Raw genomic sequence first — 15,110 nt, 5'->3', positions numbered from 1 at the left:
TGACAACTAACATCACTCCGTCTTGTAAAGGAATACTACTTGTATCATATTGAACAAGAAGGGAAGTTGCTTTAGGCAATCTCCCTTTTTTCGTTTCGATTCGATAGATAATCGCCTGACATGAATGGCTCGGAGATGGACAAAGGGAAAAACTTTCAAAATATCACTTGATATCATGTTGTGAATATGATAGATTAATTCTTGCCGAAGCGAACGCTTGCAGGCTCAATGGATGGATGTCCGAGCGGCCGAAGGAGCACGATTGGAAATCGTGTAGGCGGTGTCGAACCGTCTCGTGGGTTCAAATCCCACTCCATCCGCCATCATACTTGGCCCGTTGGTGAAGCGGTTTAACACAGCAGCCTTTCACGCTGTCATACAGGGGTTCGAATCCCCTACGGGTCACTTAGAAAAATCCCTACATCTTGTAGGTGATTTGGAGGCTTAGCTCAGCTGGGAGAGCATCTGCCTTACAAGCAGAGGGTCGGCGGTTCGATCCCGTCAGCCTCCACCATTTTTATATGCGGTCGTGGCGGAATTGGCAGACGCGCTAGATTCAGGTTCTAGTGGTGGCAACACCGTGGAGGTTCAAGTCCTCTCGACCGCACCAAGCAAACCCTATATATGGCGGTCGTGGCGAAGGGGTTAACGCACCGGATTGTGGCTCCGGCACTCGTGGGTTCAAGTCCCATCGATCGCCCCATCTATTTATGTTCAAAATGTAAAAATGAAATAGCCCAGCGGTGGCTCCTGTAAAGGAACTCCGGCTGGGCTTTCTTTGTATTTGTTTACGAGTGATCTGGCTGATAAAAGTGAAGGCGATTTCCAAAAGGATCGGTCACGCTCACTTCACGCGTTCCCCACGGCGTCTCCTCTAAACCAGGACGAGCATACTTGTACTCTTGGCGCAACAGGGACTGATGAAAAAGCTCAATGTTCTCTACCTGTACGCGAATCGCTGAGCCAGGACAAGCATCCCCGTGATGCTCAGACAGATGAAGTGTGCACGATGGAGAGGAAATTTGCATGTATAAAGGAAAATGATCCTCGTAACGATGCTCCCAATCAATTTGAAAACCTAGAAAATCCACGTAAAACTCTCTTGCCTTCTCAACATCAAACATACGAAAAATCGGCGTGATAATCTGATTCATTTGCCTAGACACCTCCGGATTGTATTGAGGGAGGCGAGGTGCATCCCTTCGTGAAAAATCGTTCGGACAAGCACTTGTGAAATCGTATGCATGTCAGATTCCGTTGCGGGAAACTCTGCTTCTAATCGATCCTTGTAAGCGGCTTGTATCTTCTGAGGTTGTTCTTGTAATAGGGAGAAGAGCACGGCGAGTTTCGGTGGCTGCGTATCCCAATCAGCAGGCTTTCCCCCTAGAGTGGCAGTCTTTGTAAATAAATTCGAGTCAAAGATTCTACCTTCCTTCCATAAAAAGAGGGAGCATCATCAAAAAAGCGTGCAGAGCCAATTCGTCTGCACGCTTTTTGTATGCGGTTATAAGAAACGGCGCTACATTCTTTCCTGCTCGAGGGCGTGAGAAGGGGAGAATAGTTTCCGCCATTTTACTTGCGGTACGCAGATGGCAGCAAGGATCATGAATACGCCACCCCATTGAGGGAGAGAGACAGTCTCTTGAAGTACGAAGCTCGACAAGAGCACGACAGTGGGTAGCTCGACTGCACTTAAAATGGTAGCCAGTCCATTGCCGATCCGTGGCACACCGACAGCCAAACAGAAGATGGGAATGACCGAACCGAAGATCGCAACCAAAAGACCAAGCGGCAGCAAACCTTGCAGAAGCTGACCATTTACCAGGAAAGTTGGTGGATAAACGATCGAGAGCATCAGGGCAGCCATACTAATCGAAATCGCGCTTCGCAAGTAGGGGTCCATTCCTGGAAGAATTCGCCCGCTAAAGAAAATAACCAAGGCAAAGGTCGCGCCTGACATCAGACCGAAGATCAGTCCGACCATGTCTACACTCTGAATTCCGCTTTCGCTAAGTCCACTTGCAAGAACGGTCCCTGCTCCAAGCATAGCCAGAGACACCCATTTTTCAGCGGTCGGCCATTTGCGATCCACAATCGCCTCCAGCAAAACGCCGATCCAGGTAAACTGAAAGAGGAGAACGATTGCGAGCGAAGCAGAAACCCGGCTAACAGCCTGATGGTAAAAAAGACTGGTTGAGGCCATCATGAGGCTGGCTGGTGCCAAAAGCAACAAATACTTGAACGAAAACCGTTGCTTGGAGAAAAAGATGGCCATGACCGTCATGATCAATCCGCCAAAAATCAATTGGCTTCCACTCATTTCAAACGGCGTAAAGCCGAGTTGAAAAGCATGCTTCATGAAGATCGAGAGGACACCGTAGCTGCACGCACCGAGTAAAACTAAAAAGATAGATCGCCAGTATGTCATAAGTAAAAGTTCCTTTCGTATGACTAAACTCGGAAGAATAATGACTATTGTACTACAGGTATAAAAGTGGTACAATAAAATTTTTGTCTGCACTTTACTATGCTACTAAGGTAATTAGATAGCTGCGTACATTGGTAATATGGTAACGGATGAAAGTGTAGGGGACACCTTCTTTTACGTGAGAATACATAGCTGTTTTTTCGTATTTCCGTTACACTACTTCATAGAGAAGAAGTTTAAAAGTCGTCTATAGAGAAAGAGAAGGCGAAACACATGGAGGAGCAGGATGAGACAGGGGATTATTTATGCAATTGTGGCGTATTTGGCTTGGGGGTTACTCCCGCTCTATTGGAAGCTGTTTCAGGCAATGGGGGCATGGGAGATACTCGCTCATCGAATCGTCTGGTCGGTTATTTTTGTCGCAATCATTATTCAGGTAACGAAACGCTGGCGCAGTATGTGGGGAGCGGTTACTGGTTTTAAAATGTTCGGAGCATTAGCGATATGTTCACTGCTAATCAGCGCAAACTGGCTTATTTTTATCTGGGCAGTGAATAACAATCATGTTATGCAAACGAGTCTTGGTTACTATATGAATCCTCTCATCACTGTACTGCTTGGAGTCCTTTTCTTAAAAGAAAAAATGCATGCTGGGCAATGGTTCGCGCTTATACTCGCGGCTTTCGGAGTCCTGTTCATCACCTTCCAGTACGGTGAGATTCCATGGGTCTCTTTATCACTTGCTCTGACCTTTGCTTTTTACAGCTTGGCGAAAAAACTCGTCCGGTTGGAGGCGATGGTCGGACTGGCGTGGGAGACGCTGTTTGTGGCCCCTATTGCTTTCGGTTATTTGTTGATGCTACAGGTTAATGGGACAGAGACGATGACATCCTTAGCGTGGTGGCAACTTTTGTTGCTGACACTGGCGGGGGTAGCTACTGCCATGCCGCTCTACTGGTTCGCCCAAGCAGCGACTAGACTCCCACTTTCCGTTGTGGGCTTCATTCAATACTTGGCGCCTACGATATCGCTTTTATCAGCTGTTTTCTTGTTCGGTGAGCCTTTCACTCAAACACATTTCATCAGCTTTGGATTCATCTGGTCTGCGCTCATCGTATTTACAGTGTCTTCTGTACGTATTAAACGAAAAGCTGCCCCAATCAATCCCGAGGTTGCTATCAAAAAACAAGCGTAACCATAAGAAAACTCCTGGCCCGCCGAGAAAGACTCGGAGCTGGTCAGGAGTTTTTGCTTACCAAGATGTGATTAGCAAATCGCTTCGCCGTGCTTTTTCATGCGGTACGCGCCGTGATTAGTAGGGCCCACATATTGATTGAGCGCAAACGAGTGACGAATCGCTTCGGTAATAAATTCTTTGGCAACAGCTACTGCGTTGTGTACATAGCTTCCTTTTGCCAATTCAGCACAGATTGCAGCTGAGAATGTGCAGCCGGCACCATGAGTAAAGCTCGTCTCAAAGCGCTCTGATTCCATTACCTCGATCGTTTTCCCGTCATAGAAAACATCTACGGCATTTCCGCTTTGAAGCTTGCTTCCACCTTTTACCACGACATAAGAGGTGCCGAAGTCGTGGATGCGCTTCGCCGCTTCCTTCATGTCATCGACACTTTTCAGCGCGCCCATTTGGCTAAGAATACCAGCCTCGAACAGGTTAGGAGTCGCAACTGTTGCATGCGGGAGCAAAACTTCGCGCAGGCTGACTGCGATTTCTGGATGGAGTGCTTCATCTGCACCCTTACAGATCATCACAGGATCAACGACAACATTTTTCAAATCGTATTGTTTTATTTTACGGGTAGCGAGGTCAACCAATTCAGTGGTTCCGAGCATCCCTGTTTTTACAGCATCTACGCCAATTCCTGCGAGTACGGTTTCGATTTGTTTTTCTAGGATCGCAACATCGATCGGAAACACTTCGTGAAACCATTCGTTATGTGGATCTTGGGCTACGATAACGGTGAGGGCGGTCATCCCGAAAACACCAAGCTCCTGAAACGTTTTGAGGTCTGCTTGCTGACCAGCTCCGCCGCTGGTGTCGGAACCTGCAATGGTGAGTGCTTTCTTCATGGTCATTGTGATTATCTCCCTTTGTATACCGCTGCACAATCGAAGCGGATCTATACTGTCATGCGCTGTAATGCCTCTCTCTCTATTAAAGAGGAAGAAATCGGTGCTGTCAATAATATCCCCAAAATATAAAAACCGCCTCCCTTAGAGGGAAAGCGGTTTATGTATGTGTGCATTTATGCTTGAGAAGCAGCGTGGTGAAAAGAGAAGCTGATGGTAGTGGACATGGACTTGGAACGCTTGGTTGCAAGCTGTTTGGCTTGTTTTGCTGCCTCAAACATACTGGGTGCCTTGATGATTTCAACCCATCTGCGTGTTGCTGTTTCAAATAAAAAGCGATAGATAGTCATCTTTTTCGACCTCCATGGTTTGTTGACATCTACATTGTAATACGTAACAGGCTGCAAGAGGTTACATAGCTGTTACATATTTTTGAAGAAAACATGGTTATTCTGTAAATCGTAAAATGTTTCCGAAAGAAGCGTTACGTTTTGCGAAATGTTACGTCTTTAGTATGTGATGTTTACGAAAGCTTCCATTTTTAGAGAACGAATGAGGTGCGACAAACGATGGTCAATTCAACAGGAGAGCTGACGGTGACAGGGGTCAATCACAGCTACGGAACGGGAAAAATCAAAGTGCCCGTGCTGTATGATATCAACCTTCATATCAACCAGGGAGAATTCGTAGCTCTGTGCGGCTCGTCGGGGTCAGGGAAGTCTACGCTCTTGAATTTGCTTGCAGGTTTGACCAAGCCGGAGGAAGGGAGTGTCATGGTTAGCGGAGCAGAGATTTCCAGCTACAACGAAAACGAATTATGCATGTTTCGCCGGAAAAGCATGGGCTTCATCTTCCAGTCATACAATCTGCTCCCAAATTTGACAGCGTTGGAAAACGTAGAACTTCCTTTGATATTTGCAGGCGAAAGCAAGAAAAAACGTCGGGCGAAAGCAACTGAAATCCTACACCGCGTAGGGTTGGAAGGTCGTATCGACCACAGACCCAATGAGCTTAGTGGTGGACAGCAGCAGCGTGTCAGTATTGCAAGAGCGCTCGTCAATCAGCCTGGCATCATCTTGGCGGATGAGCCGACGGGGAACCTGGACTCGAAGACAGAACAAGAGATTCTCCTTTTAATGAGAGAAATGAACAAGGAAAATGGGACTACGTTCATCATCGTTACCCATGAGCAGGAAGTCGCGGAACAGTCCGACCGCGTTATTTATCTCCAAGACGGACGGGTTGTACAAAAAAGGACAAGACCAGCGTAGGCGAGGGTATGAGGTGAACAAACAGTGAAGGTAATGGATTCTTTTCGCATCGTCTGGAGGAATCTGTGGCGAATGAAGCTACGGACAGCCCTCACGTCGGTTGGTGTCATGATCGGGACGGCTGCAATCGTCGCGATGATGGCGCTTAGTTTAGGGCTTAAGGAAAGTGCGGTAAAAAGCTTGGAGAACTTCGGGAACTTGACAGAAATGGACGTCGATGCATTGCGCTGGTACGAGGAAAATGGCGAGTGGATTGATGTCCCAGAGGATAAGGTCAGGAAGCTGAATATGCAAGCGGTGCAGGATTTAAAAAAGATTCCTGGTATTCAGGCAGTTATGCCGATAAAAGAATTACGAGAGCAAGCGAAATTAAAGGTAGGTAGACGAGAAGGTTACGTACAGCTAATTGGGGTGGATGTGAACGAGTCGGCTGCCTATCGCAAAAATGACATTGAAAAAGGAAGCTATCTGACAGGGGCGCCACAAGAAATAGTGGTTGCTTTCGATGTATCCAGAGAATTGCGTGACATAGAAAAGGAAAAGCGCGAGGAACGGCGAAGAAAAGCCGGAGCTGGACGGCATGAAATGTCCCAGATGCCACCTCCTGATATAGGGGGCGGAGATGCACTGACCTTCAATCTCGTAGACAGAGCAGGGACTCTCATCTTGTCACGCGAATATCGCATCGACGATGAACCGAAATACGAGAAAAAAGAACTGCGTGTGAAGGTTGTCGGTCAATTGAAAAAGTCAGAAGAACGTAACTCGTCAGCCGCGGTTTATGTACCGATTAACGTAGTGAAAGAGCTGAACGAGTGGGTCACGCGCAGTCGAGGTGACGAAGTCGAAGAGGGAGCATCGCGCAGATCACGCGATAAAGCCAAAAAGGATACCTTTGAATTTGACAGAATTACAGTCAAAGTAGAATCTCGTGAAAAAGTCGAGAGTGTAGTCAAAGCGTTGAAGGAAAATGGCTTTGAAGTATATTCGCCTGCACGTGAGCTGGAAACCATCAATAACTTCTTCTTCGTGATTCAGATGGTCCTCGGAGGAATTGCAGCAATCTCCCTGCTTGTCGCAACTATTGGAATCGTCAATACGATGATCATGTCGATTTTAGAGCGAACCAAAGAGATTGGCATCATGAAAGTAATCGGAGCCACTGTGTTGAATATTCGTTGGCTGTTCTTAATGGAGTCAGGCTTTATTGGCTTAATTGGTGGACTAGCTGGTCTCGGCATGGCGTGGGGAGCTGTTGAGCTCGTGAACTACTTCGGAGCGTCTGGCGGTCTTTTGGATAGTCTGAACATGGGCTATGGCGGTGGAGGAGATCCTGAGGCTGAGCCGGCAAAGCTAGCGGTCATTCCAAGCTGGCTGGCACTCTTTGCGATTGGCTTCTCCTTTGTTATTGGGGTGTTGGCGGGAATCTTCCCGGCAATCCGCGCATCTCGTTTAAGTGCACTGCAAGCGATTCGATCTGAATAAGTGATGAAATGTGGGGAACGTAAGATGAACAAGAAAAAATGGATCATTATCGCCACGGTCGTGGCCGTTCTTGGTGGAGGAAGCTATTACGGCTATTCGTACTTCAAGGGCGAAGAGGTTACAGAAGAAAAGCCAGAAGAAAAACCGAACTTCCCGACAGCGCTCGTGGAACGTGGTGAGGTCAAGAAGACGATCAACTCAGCAGGTACAGTGGAAGCGAAGGCGCGTGAGGAAGTCAAGCCAGAGCTCAATGGCAAGGTGCAACGTGTGCTAGTCAAGGAAGGTCAGTCTGTGAAAAAAGGGGATGTCTTGTTCACGATAGACAGCTCGGATGCACAGCTGGAGATTCAAAAGCTAGAGCTGGAAATTTTAAAAGCGAAAAAAGAACTAAGTGAAATTAAACAGAAAAAAGATAAGATCACGGCTACCAAGGAAGGGAAAGTCATCGAAGTCACAGTGGAAGAAGGGCAAGATGTCAGACCAGAAACAGTAGTCGCCAAACTTGCTAATACCGACTATTTGAAAATTATTGGGCAATTTACCTCCTATGAGTCTGAACGCTTCAATGTAGGTACAAAAGTGAAGGTATTCATTCCGACTTCCATGTATTTTGTGGATGGTGTTGTCACGGAAGTGGATAGAATAGGTGAAAAAGTAGAAGGTGCTGGCGGAATTCACAATGTCGAGGTATTGGTCAAGAAGCCTGGAGCCATTTATGTTGGGGACAAGGGTGAGGTACAGTACACGGATGATAAGGGACTCTTATATGTAAGCCGAAATCAGAAGGAATTCCAGCTGCCAGATGAAATGGAGATATTGGCTGGTACTTACGGGAAAATCGGCAAGGTCAACGTGAAAAAGGACGATGTAATCAAAGTAGGGCAACAACTGTTCAAGATGGATATGGAAGCGTCCGGCATGGAGCTGATGGAAAAAGAACTAGCGCTAAAAGGGTCCTTATTGAACATGGAGCAGAAAAAGCGTGAAATTGCGAAGAACCAAGTAACAGCGCCAATTAGTGGTGTCATCACCAAGCTAGGTGTAAAAGAAGGCGAAGCGCCAGGGTCAGAACCTGCGGCCATTATTATGGACACAACTTCTGTTTACTTTATGGCAGCCGTTGGAGAGCTTGATATTCCCGCGATTAAAATCGGACAAAATGTCGATGTTTACGTGTATGCATTTGGTACAGAGCCGTTTAAAGGCAAAGTCGTAGAGCTTCCGAAAGAAGGAAAAAAAGAAGACAAGGAAGTTCGTTTCGCGGTAAAAGTGGAATTACTAGACAAGGCTGAATTTAAGCATGGGATGACGGGAGACAACGATATTATCGTCGCTCAAGCACAGAATGTCCTGCGCTTGCCAAGCAATGCGGTTGAAATTCTGGGGCCAGGTCAGGGTACCGTAATGGTGAAAGATCCGAGCACCGGAGATCCGATGCCGAAAGACGTACAAATCGGGATTGAAGGTTATGATTTTATTGAAATCAAAGGCGGCTTGAAAGAGGGAGACGAGGTTCTGGTGACCAACGCCGAAGGCATGTAAAAGCCAATTGAATTCGTTTATAGAGACAGCCCCGTTGCCACTGGCCAAAAACCTAAGGAAACGGGGCTGTTTTTTACGCGCATACGATTTTCAACAATTTAAAAGTAATGGTAACGTTGCAGACACTTTCGACGTCAAACTATGTAAAGGATGGGAAATCTTACAGTCGTTTTCCTTTGCAAATTGATCAGCAACAGGTGCCATGGAGAGCTGTGCCACTGCAATTGGTTGATCTGGAAACGTTTGGCGGAGCTGATACAAGGCGTCTTTTACTGCTTCTCTGTACGCTTCTTGCTTGTTTTCCATGAGCAGGGCAAAAGCATTTTCGACGACAGATACTTGTACCTCTGGATGAAGGTTGTGGGAATGGGCGAGCTTCACGAGACGCTCCATCGTAGGTTGGACAGTAGCGGGATTGGAGAACAGCAGAACTTGTGGCTCAGGATGACGGGCAAGCTCATGAAAAAATGGTCCATCGATCGTGAAGAGTGGGACAGTGGCAGTTGCTTCAACCTCTGGTGTTACCAGTGCGGCATACTGCGTGCAAGTGATCACGATTGCATCGACTGCGCAGCTCTGCATCCAGTTTAGCTGCTCACGTAATTTGGCTTGTGCTTGTTTCGTGGTATGGACAGGAATTCCCGCGTTTTGCAGGAGTAAACCTGGATCAACAAAATGAAGGAGCTCTACTTCAAAGGCTGCGAACGCATCTGATAAGAGGGAAATATTCGAATAATGTCCATGGAGACAGGCAATCCTGGTCATTTTACAGCTCCTCCTTGTAGAGTATCCTTCTCTGATTTCTTATGGGCAAGGACGCGAATACGCTTGTAATCGAGCACCCAGTGTCCCTCTTGAAACAGAGCAGGACGCAGTATGTCAGTGACTTCCCTACATACTTGCTGGATATCATCTGAGGACAGTCCAGCAAAAAAAGGACTGCAAAAAGAATTCAGCCAATGCGAAAGCCCCAAGTCCCCATCAGCCATGACTGTCGGACGATCAAAATGGGAGGCAAATACGACATGGAAGCCTTGCTTCTCCAAAAGGGTCGTGTACTCTCCAATGCTTGGAAAATACCAAGGTGAGCGCTCATCAGCAGATATTCCTCTTCGTGCTAAAGCAGTCCGTAATGCTTTTGTGATTTGTCCGCAATTGCCGTGCCCTCCAAATTCGGCAACAAAGCGTCCATCGGGAGCAAGAGCCAACCAAATGGTTTCAACGACTTCTGCAGGGCGTTTCATCCAGTGGAGTGCGGCATTGGAAAAGACAGCGTTGTAACTGACATCTGTACGATACCTATGCGCATCGGCTACTTCAAAAGCAAACGGCGGATATTTTTTGCGAGCAGCCTCAATCATGGTTGCAGAAAAGTCGATTCCTGTCACATATGCTCCTGCAAGCGATAGTTCGGCACACAGGTCGCCTGTTCCACAGCCTAAGTCAAGAATGCTTTCTCCAGGAGCCGGCTGTAGCCAGTCCACTAACCCTTTGCCGTATTCAGAAACGAAATTCATTTTGGCGTCGTACAGTCCGGCATTCCATTGATTGGTTTGTACCATCTGAATCCCCTCCTTTTCATCCATTTTTACCGACTAGGGAGATATAAGTCAAATCTATATAAATTATAAACCGGATAGTATTTAACTATATCTAGCGCGTGAAAAAGCTTTATGATCGTAAAGGATATTTCGCCGTTTTTGTCGAATGATCACAGTTGAAAATTGTAAGGAAGAAAGTAGGAGGACAATTCGTGAAAAAATGGGTTGTAAAAGCACTTCTAGTGTGTTTGGCAACGGGCACCCTTTTGTCAGGTGTGTCAGTACCGCCAGCCATGGGGGCCGGGGCAACAGCATCCATGAAAAAAAACAGCCAAGTATCTAAGCCACTCCGGCAGCAGCCTGTTCACGATATGGTTATCTTTAACGATTATCAGGTTGCAGGACTGGACTCAAATGGTTGGAACTGGGTGAAGAATGATGAGTTTATTCTTCCTCCCGAGACACCACTTGATATTGACGTGATACAGACTACTTATGGAACTGGCACCAACATCAATCGGAAGCAAGTTTTATTGGATGGCGTAGAGTTACCGGAGTATCAAGCCGAAAATACCTCGTCACAAGCTACTTTTAAATGGCAAGTACCTCGGTTTACCATTCCAGCACAAAAGCTGTCTGCTGGCTCGCATACCTTGACCTTTGTTGTGACAGATGCCAAAGGGAAGAGCAGCACAGTGCATGTGCGATTTCTGGTAGAGGCCATAAATTACCCGAGCATATTTAACGGGGAAAAGGCAGAGGGAGAACCAGTACCAAGTGGCGGGCAAACGGCGATTTTTGGAATGATGGGTTCACACGACTTTACCAGTTCTGTACGGGGCACGTGGAAATTAACAAATAAGTCCACGAGTACAGAGATGAGGTCTGTTCAAGAAACAATATTTTCGACGGGGACATTGTTGACGGGGCAGTATGAGCTCCTCTTTGTTCCAGATGATACAACCATGTCACCTTGGATGACAACGATTCAAGTAGGCGTTGCAGAGCTGTACATGGGAACGGATGCAAGCGGTCAAAAGCTGACGCAAGATCAGAAAATAACAGCTCCAGCAGCACCAGGGAAGGTTCCATTGTATTCGCCAATCCCAGGAAGATGGTCGGTGAACGGGACAGGACAAACCTTGACAGACGCGCAATATTTTGAGGTGGACATTCCTGAGAGATTGGCTGGAATCACAATCGCTGTCACGTTTGAGCCTGTTTCGGGGCAAAAAGAGAAATCGTCTTTGTGGGGCGATACTTCAGCGACAACGGTTCAAATAGAAATACCAGGTGCACCAAATGCCTGCGGCCCTGCTGATGGAAATGTCACGATGGATGTGTTGATGAAGCAAAACGAAAAATCAACACCGACGGTAGAAAAGATGAACCTGTATTCCTCTGATAATACAGTCAAGCTGTATCAGAATCCTGTTCATCTGATCTGGCTGACCACTGCTGCCGAGCACATTGAAAAGGGAAGTGAAGCAGATGATGATGAGGGGCCGGGTGTATGGGCGATCGATAACGTCATTGTCGATGAGAGCAAATTGAATTGGGATCACACGGGATTGCTGTTGTCTGGCTACAAGCCAGGTCGCTACAAAGTCAACTACTATAGTAAAAGAGACCCAGCGCAAGTCTGGTGCGGCTATGTTCAAGTGATAGAAGATTCGCCTCCAATCAAGTCGTATCCGGCATGTGAGCCAGGGGATACAGGTGTGAGTCCGCCAAGTTCGCCACTTCTTCTTCGAAGCGAGAGCGGCAAGGAATACCGGGACGGACAAAAGATTACCGTGAACGCAGGCGATGATCTCGAAATGGAAGACCTAAGGCTGATCGCTACTCATGCTGAGCTAGTCGGATCCAAAAAGATCAGGGATAAGAGCGAAAAGAAGTCCTACTATATGCCGAAATTTGAATGGAAACATGGCGAGATCGGTATTGGTGCCAACCGGAAGCACAGTAATGGTACCATTTCCTCAGAAAATCGGATCGAAATCTTTTTCGGGGAAGAAGAGATCGCCAGCATCAAGCCCAGCAAAGGTGATGTCGACGATAGCGAGGGACTTGAATCACTGAATTTGAACAGGTATATCGATACGGATAAGCCTGGGGAATACAAGATCAAGGTAACGAATACGCTCAGCAATAAGACCTGCACGGTTATCAACTCCAAAAGAAAGTACACGAAGAAAAACGATGTAAATGAGCGTAATGAAACATTGACGCTTACAATTGAAGTGAAATAGTAGATAGGAAAACCCCCTTGCATTTTGGCATGGGGGTTTTCGACTACAAGGGGAGGAAGTTCTGTGACAAATGAACAGAAGGTAATCTTGGAAAAGTTCGGCTTTCGGATCGAAGGAGAGCAAGTGAAACATTTGAAGCTGGGGATCGTAAGAAATATAAAAGAATTCGTCTGCCACGCCACGCCAGAAGAGTTGCAGGACTATATCAAGTCCATCTTGCGCAACCAATGTCAGTGGAAGCGAGGAGAATCTGAGTGAGCAGGCAGGGAGGTTGTTGGGGTTGAAAGAGTCTAGGGAGACATTGGTTACGGCCTTACGCGAAGTGGAGGACTGGGAGAAGGATCAGAACGACTTGTGGTTCTGGGAAAAGCTTGGCAGACTTCCTTTTGTTCTCTTGGATCGGATTACGCCTGCATTTGTTCAGGAGAAGCTGGGAAAAGCCGTAGATGAAATGGCAGCCTTTCTCGAGACAGGTGGGACTTATTTGGTGCAGGATGAATCAATATACAAGCGGTTTGACAAACGGTTAGAGGGATCCGGTACTTCTGTAATTGGCAAGGAGGAGATTGCTGCTGTACCGCTTACAATCATGAATGATGTCGCAATGGAGCTGAAGGATTCACGTGCGAATTTTGCCACAGTGCAAGGTGCGACGACTGGCTTCGGGGGGATATTTACCCTCGCGATCGATATCCCGCTATTGATGGGGACATCCCTAAAAGTATTACAAGAGACGGCGCTTGCCTATGGCTATCGACCGGAAGAGAAGAGGGAGCGGCTGTTTGTCGTCAAATGCTTGCAATTTGCTTCATCAGACATCGTAGGGAAAAAAGCGATACTCGCTGAGCTCTCCCGCTTTGATGAACCAAGTGCGCAGAGAGAGGTAATGGCACAATTGCAGGGATGGCGTGAAGTCGTGGTTACGTACACAGAAAACTTCGGGTGGAAAAAGTTATTTCAAATGGTGCCTATTGCGGGTATTTTGTTCGGAGCGTATTTGAATCGCTCAACCGTAAAGGATGTCGCCGAAGCGGGGATGATGCTGTACCGCAAACGGCGCATCCTGGAGCGGCTGCGCGAGATTGAAAAGAGCAAGGAGATTACACAGACCACTCCTCAGCAGTAAGAGCGTAGATGAGATGGTCCTCCCATACACCGTTAATTTGCAAATAGCGTAACGATAGCCCTTCCTGGCGAAACCGGTTTTTCTCCAAGACACGAATGGAAGCTTGGTTGCGAGGCATGACAGCCGCTTGTACCCTGTGTAGCCCAACATCCGTTAGAGCAAAGCGAAGGGCAAGATTTACAGCTAGTGTTGTATAGCCTTTGCCATTGCAGGCCTGATCCATGAAGTAGCCAATCGTCGCATTTTGCCATGCGCCGCGTGCGACATTCGACAACGCTACACGTCCAATCATCTTTTCGGATTCCCGGGAGAATACACCAAAAGCATAGGCAGTACCACGTTCAAAATCATTCTGTGCTTGTGAAATCTGTTCTTGCTGTGCTGGAAGGGTCAGAAATGAAGCGGGGCGGATCGGTTCAAATGGTTGGAGAAATTCATGATTACGCAGCCGAAGCTCTAGGAGCTCGGCTGCGTCTTGTTGGTGGAGAGGTCGTAACAGAATCTCGTCTGTATGTAGTGACATGAGATCAATCCTCCTTAAAAAGTTGGATTGATAGTATAGCATGTGCCAGAGTATTTGGGAAACATCGATTAGCCGAGCAATTCAGCAAACGATACCCCGAATGCTTTGCAAGTTTCCACTTCTTTTGCTGTAGGAGAAAGCTCGATTTTCAAACCTTCCAGAGGAGTTTCTGCGCCACGCTCACTCGCCTTTTTCAGCAAAATATCAACAGCTGCACCGACATGCTCGTAAGCGGAATCGCAAGAGCCAAAAGCAACAACCTTTTTCCCACTAAGGTCAATATCGTCCATCTCCTCATAGAAATCCAGGCATTCATCTGGGAGTTCGCCATCGCCCCATGTGTAGGCACCAAGCAAGATTCCGTCGTAAGCCTCGAGTTCTTTTGCATTCGCGTCCATTACTTCTTTTATCTCCAGCTCAGCACCAGTTGAACGAATACCTTCTGCAATTGCTTCAGCAATTTCCTGTGTATTCCCTGTCATGCTCGCGTATACCATCAAAATGCTCATAAAACGTAAAACCTCCAATTAGATAATGAGTATCATTCTCACAAATAAAATTAATGAAAATGAGAATCGTTGTCAATAACTTTTTTCATCTTGCCACGTTTCATTGATTTTGGTAGAGTTAAATAAAATTAATATAATGTACACTAAATAGAGGTGCGCCGAAGAAGAGTAAGCCTTTTCGCAATCTGCCAGGGGGCAGGAGAAGGAAGAAAGGCTAAAGCGCCGAAGCTTATGCTATGCCCCTACGTAGCACAGGCTGGGGTGTTTCATGAAAAATGAACATCCTGTCACAAGGGACCTTACATCTTTTTGTGGAGCGCTATTTATGATTTGCTTACGTAGTAT

The 15,110-nt window shown here is 46.9% G+C and carries 15 protein-coding genes, 5 tRNA genes and 1 riboswitch; of the genes, 12 read left to right on the top strand and 8 right to left on the bottom strand.

What is annotated here, in order from left to right:
- Positions 1-230: 230 nt before the first annotated feature.
- The 5 genes from HP570_RS04395 (at position 231) to HP570_RS04375 (ending at position 703) form a co-directional block, all read left to right on the top strand.
- Positions 231-323: transfer RNA gene (locus HP570_RS04395), tRNA-Ser, on the top strand.
- Between the two features lie 8 nt (positions 324-331).
- Positions 332-405, top strand: a tRNA-Glu gene (locus tag HP570_RS04390).
- Positions 406-438: 33 nt separating this feature from the next.
- Positions 439-514 (top strand) — tRNA-Val (locus tag HP570_RS04385).
- A 9-nt stretch (positions 515-523) separates the two neighbouring features.
- Positions 524-610, top strand: a tRNA-Leu gene (locus HP570_RS04380).
- 17 nt (positions 611-627) lie between these two features.
- Positions 628-703: transfer RNA gene (locus HP570_RS04375), tRNA-His, on the top strand.
- A gap of 85 nt (positions 704-788) precedes the next feature.
- On the opposite strand, the gene HP570_RS04370 is transcribed toward HP570_RS04375, so the two are convergent.
- A complete protein-coding gene (locus HP570_RS04370; RefSeq protein WP_173624985.1) occupies positions 789-1,154 on the bottom strand; it encodes a glyoxalase superfamily protein in 366 nt (121 codons plus the stop codon).
- Between the two features lie 365 nt (positions 1,155-1,519).
- The gene (locus tag HP570_RS04365; protein ID WP_173624984.1) at positions 1,520-2,428 is read right to left on the bottom strand and encodes an EamA family transporter; all 909 of its coding nucleotides are present in this window, start codon (positions 2,426-2,428) and stop codon (positions 1,520-1,522) included.
- 286 nt (positions 2,429-2,714) lie between these two features.
- Here HP570_RS04365 and rarD point away from each other — a divergent pair, with 286 nt between their 5' ends.
- Positions 2,715-3,623: an EamA family transporter RarD gene (rarD, locus tag HP570_RS04360; protein WP_015892178.1), complete on the top strand. Its 909-nt coding sequence runs from the start codon at positions 2,715-2,717 to the stop codon at positions 3,621-3,623.
- A gap of 71 nt (positions 3,624-3,694) precedes the next feature.
- Here rarD and pdxK read toward each other — a convergent pair whose 3' ends face one another.
- Positions 3,695-4,522 carry a pyridoxine/pyridoxal/pyridoxamine kinase gene (gene pdxK / locus HP570_RS04355; protein ID WP_173624983.1) on the bottom strand — a complete coding sequence of 276 codons (828 nt, stop codon included), beginning with the start codon at positions 4,520-4,522 and terminating at the stop codon, positions 3,695-3,697.
- Between the two features lie 170 nt (positions 4,523-4,692).
- Positions 4,693-4,866 (bottom strand): hypothetical protein, encoded by a 174-nt coding sequence (locus tag HP570_RS04350; protein WP_007723176.1) that lies wholly within the window; start codon positions 4,864-4,866, stop codon positions 4,693-4,695.
- A 219-nt stretch (positions 4,867-5,085) separates the two neighbouring features.
- On the opposite strand from HP570_RS04350, the gene HP570_RS04345 reads away from it, so the two are divergent.
- The 3 genes from HP570_RS04345 to HP570_RS04335 are packed head-to-tail and all read left to right on the top strand — an operon-like array spanning position 5,086 to position 8,814.
- Positions 5,086-5,787, top strand: a complete 702-nt coding sequence (locus HP570_RS04345) for an ABC transporter ATP-binding protein (RefSeq protein ID WP_015892175.1) — start codon at positions 5,086-5,088, stop codon at positions 5,785-5,787.
- Positions 5,788-5,811: 24 nt separating this feature from the next.
- Positions 5,812-7,272: an ABC transporter permease gene (locus tag HP570_RS04340; protein WP_142496410.1), complete on the top strand. Its 1,461-nt coding sequence runs from the start codon at positions 5,812-5,814 to the stop codon at positions 7,270-7,272.
- A gap of 24 nt (positions 7,273-7,296) precedes the next feature.
- Positions 7,297-8,814: an efflux RND transporter periplasmic adaptor subunit gene (locus HP570_RS04335; protein ID WP_173624982.1), complete on the top strand. Its 1,518-nt coding sequence runs from the start codon at positions 7,297-7,299 to the stop codon at positions 8,812-8,814.
- Positions 8,815-8,904: 90 nt separating this feature from the next.
- Here the strand turns inward: HP570_RS04335 and HP570_RS04330 are convergent, their stop codons facing one another.
- Together HP570_RS04330 and HP570_RS04325 are read right to left on the bottom strand one after the other, a co-directional pair.
- On the bottom strand, positions 8,905-9,579 hold the full coding sequence (locus HP570_RS04330; RefSeq protein ID WP_173624981.1) for a hypothetical protein: 675 nt from the start codon (positions 9,577-9,579) through the stop codon (positions 8,905-8,907).
- Positions 9,576-10,376, bottom strand: a complete 801-nt coding sequence (locus HP570_RS04325; protein ID WP_173624980.1) for a class I SAM-dependent methyltransferase — start codon at positions 10,374-10,376, stop codon at positions 9,576-9,578. The genes HP570_RS04330 and HP570_RS04325 overlap by 4 nt, the downstream gene beginning before the upstream one ends.
- A gap of 191 nt (positions 10,377-10,567) precedes the next feature.
- Here HP570_RS04325 and HP570_RS04320 point away from each other — a divergent pair, with 191 nt between their 5' ends.
- From HP570_RS04320 to HP570_RS04310, 3 genes are all read left to right on the top strand, one after another.
- Positions 10,568-12,607: a hypothetical protein gene (locus HP570_RS04320; protein WP_173624979.1), complete on the top strand. Its 2,040-nt coding sequence runs from the start codon at positions 10,568-10,570 to the stop codon at positions 12,605-12,607.
- Positions 12,608-12,670: 63 nt separating this feature from the next.
- Entirely contained in the window at positions 12,671-12,865 is a 195-nt protein-coding gene (locus tag HP570_RS04315; protein ID WP_231850497.1) for a hypothetical protein, read from the top strand.
- A 13-nt stretch (positions 12,866-12,878) separates the two neighbouring features.
- On the top strand, positions 12,879-13,733 hold the full coding sequence (locus tag HP570_RS04310; RefSeq protein WP_173624978.1) for an EcsC family protein: 855 nt from the start codon (positions 12,879-12,881) through the stop codon (positions 13,731-13,733).
- Here the strand turns inward: HP570_RS04310 and HP570_RS04305 are convergent.
- Both HP570_RS04305 and HP570_RS04300 read right to left on the bottom strand, forming a co-directional pair.
- Positions 13,708-14,256, bottom strand: a complete 549-nt coding sequence (locus HP570_RS04305; protein WP_142496416.1) for a GNAT family N-acetyltransferase — start codon at positions 14,254-14,256, stop codon at positions 13,708-13,710. The genes HP570_RS04310 and HP570_RS04305 overlap by 26 nt on opposite strands.
- A 68-nt stretch (positions 14,257-14,324) precedes the next feature.
- On the bottom strand, positions 14,325-14,765 hold the full coding sequence (locus tag HP570_RS04300; RefSeq protein WP_007723194.1) for a flavodoxin: 441 nt from the start codon (positions 14,763-14,765) through the stop codon (positions 14,325-14,327).
- A 140-nt stretch (positions 14,766-14,905) separates the two neighbouring features.
- Positions 14,906-15,095: riboswitch (Lysine riboswitch) on the top strand.
- The last annotated feature ends 15 nt before the right edge of the window (positions 15,096-15,110 follow it).

Source organism: Brevibacillus sp. RS1.1, from assembly GCF_013284365.1.
In the GTDB taxonomy this organism is placed as follows: Bacteria; Bacillota; Bacilli; order Brevibacillales; family Brevibacillaceae; genus Brevibacillus; species Brevibacillus brevis_D.
The sequence above is the reverse complement of the archived record's forward strand: the minus strand, read 5'-3'. Positions and strand labels throughout refer to the sequence as shown.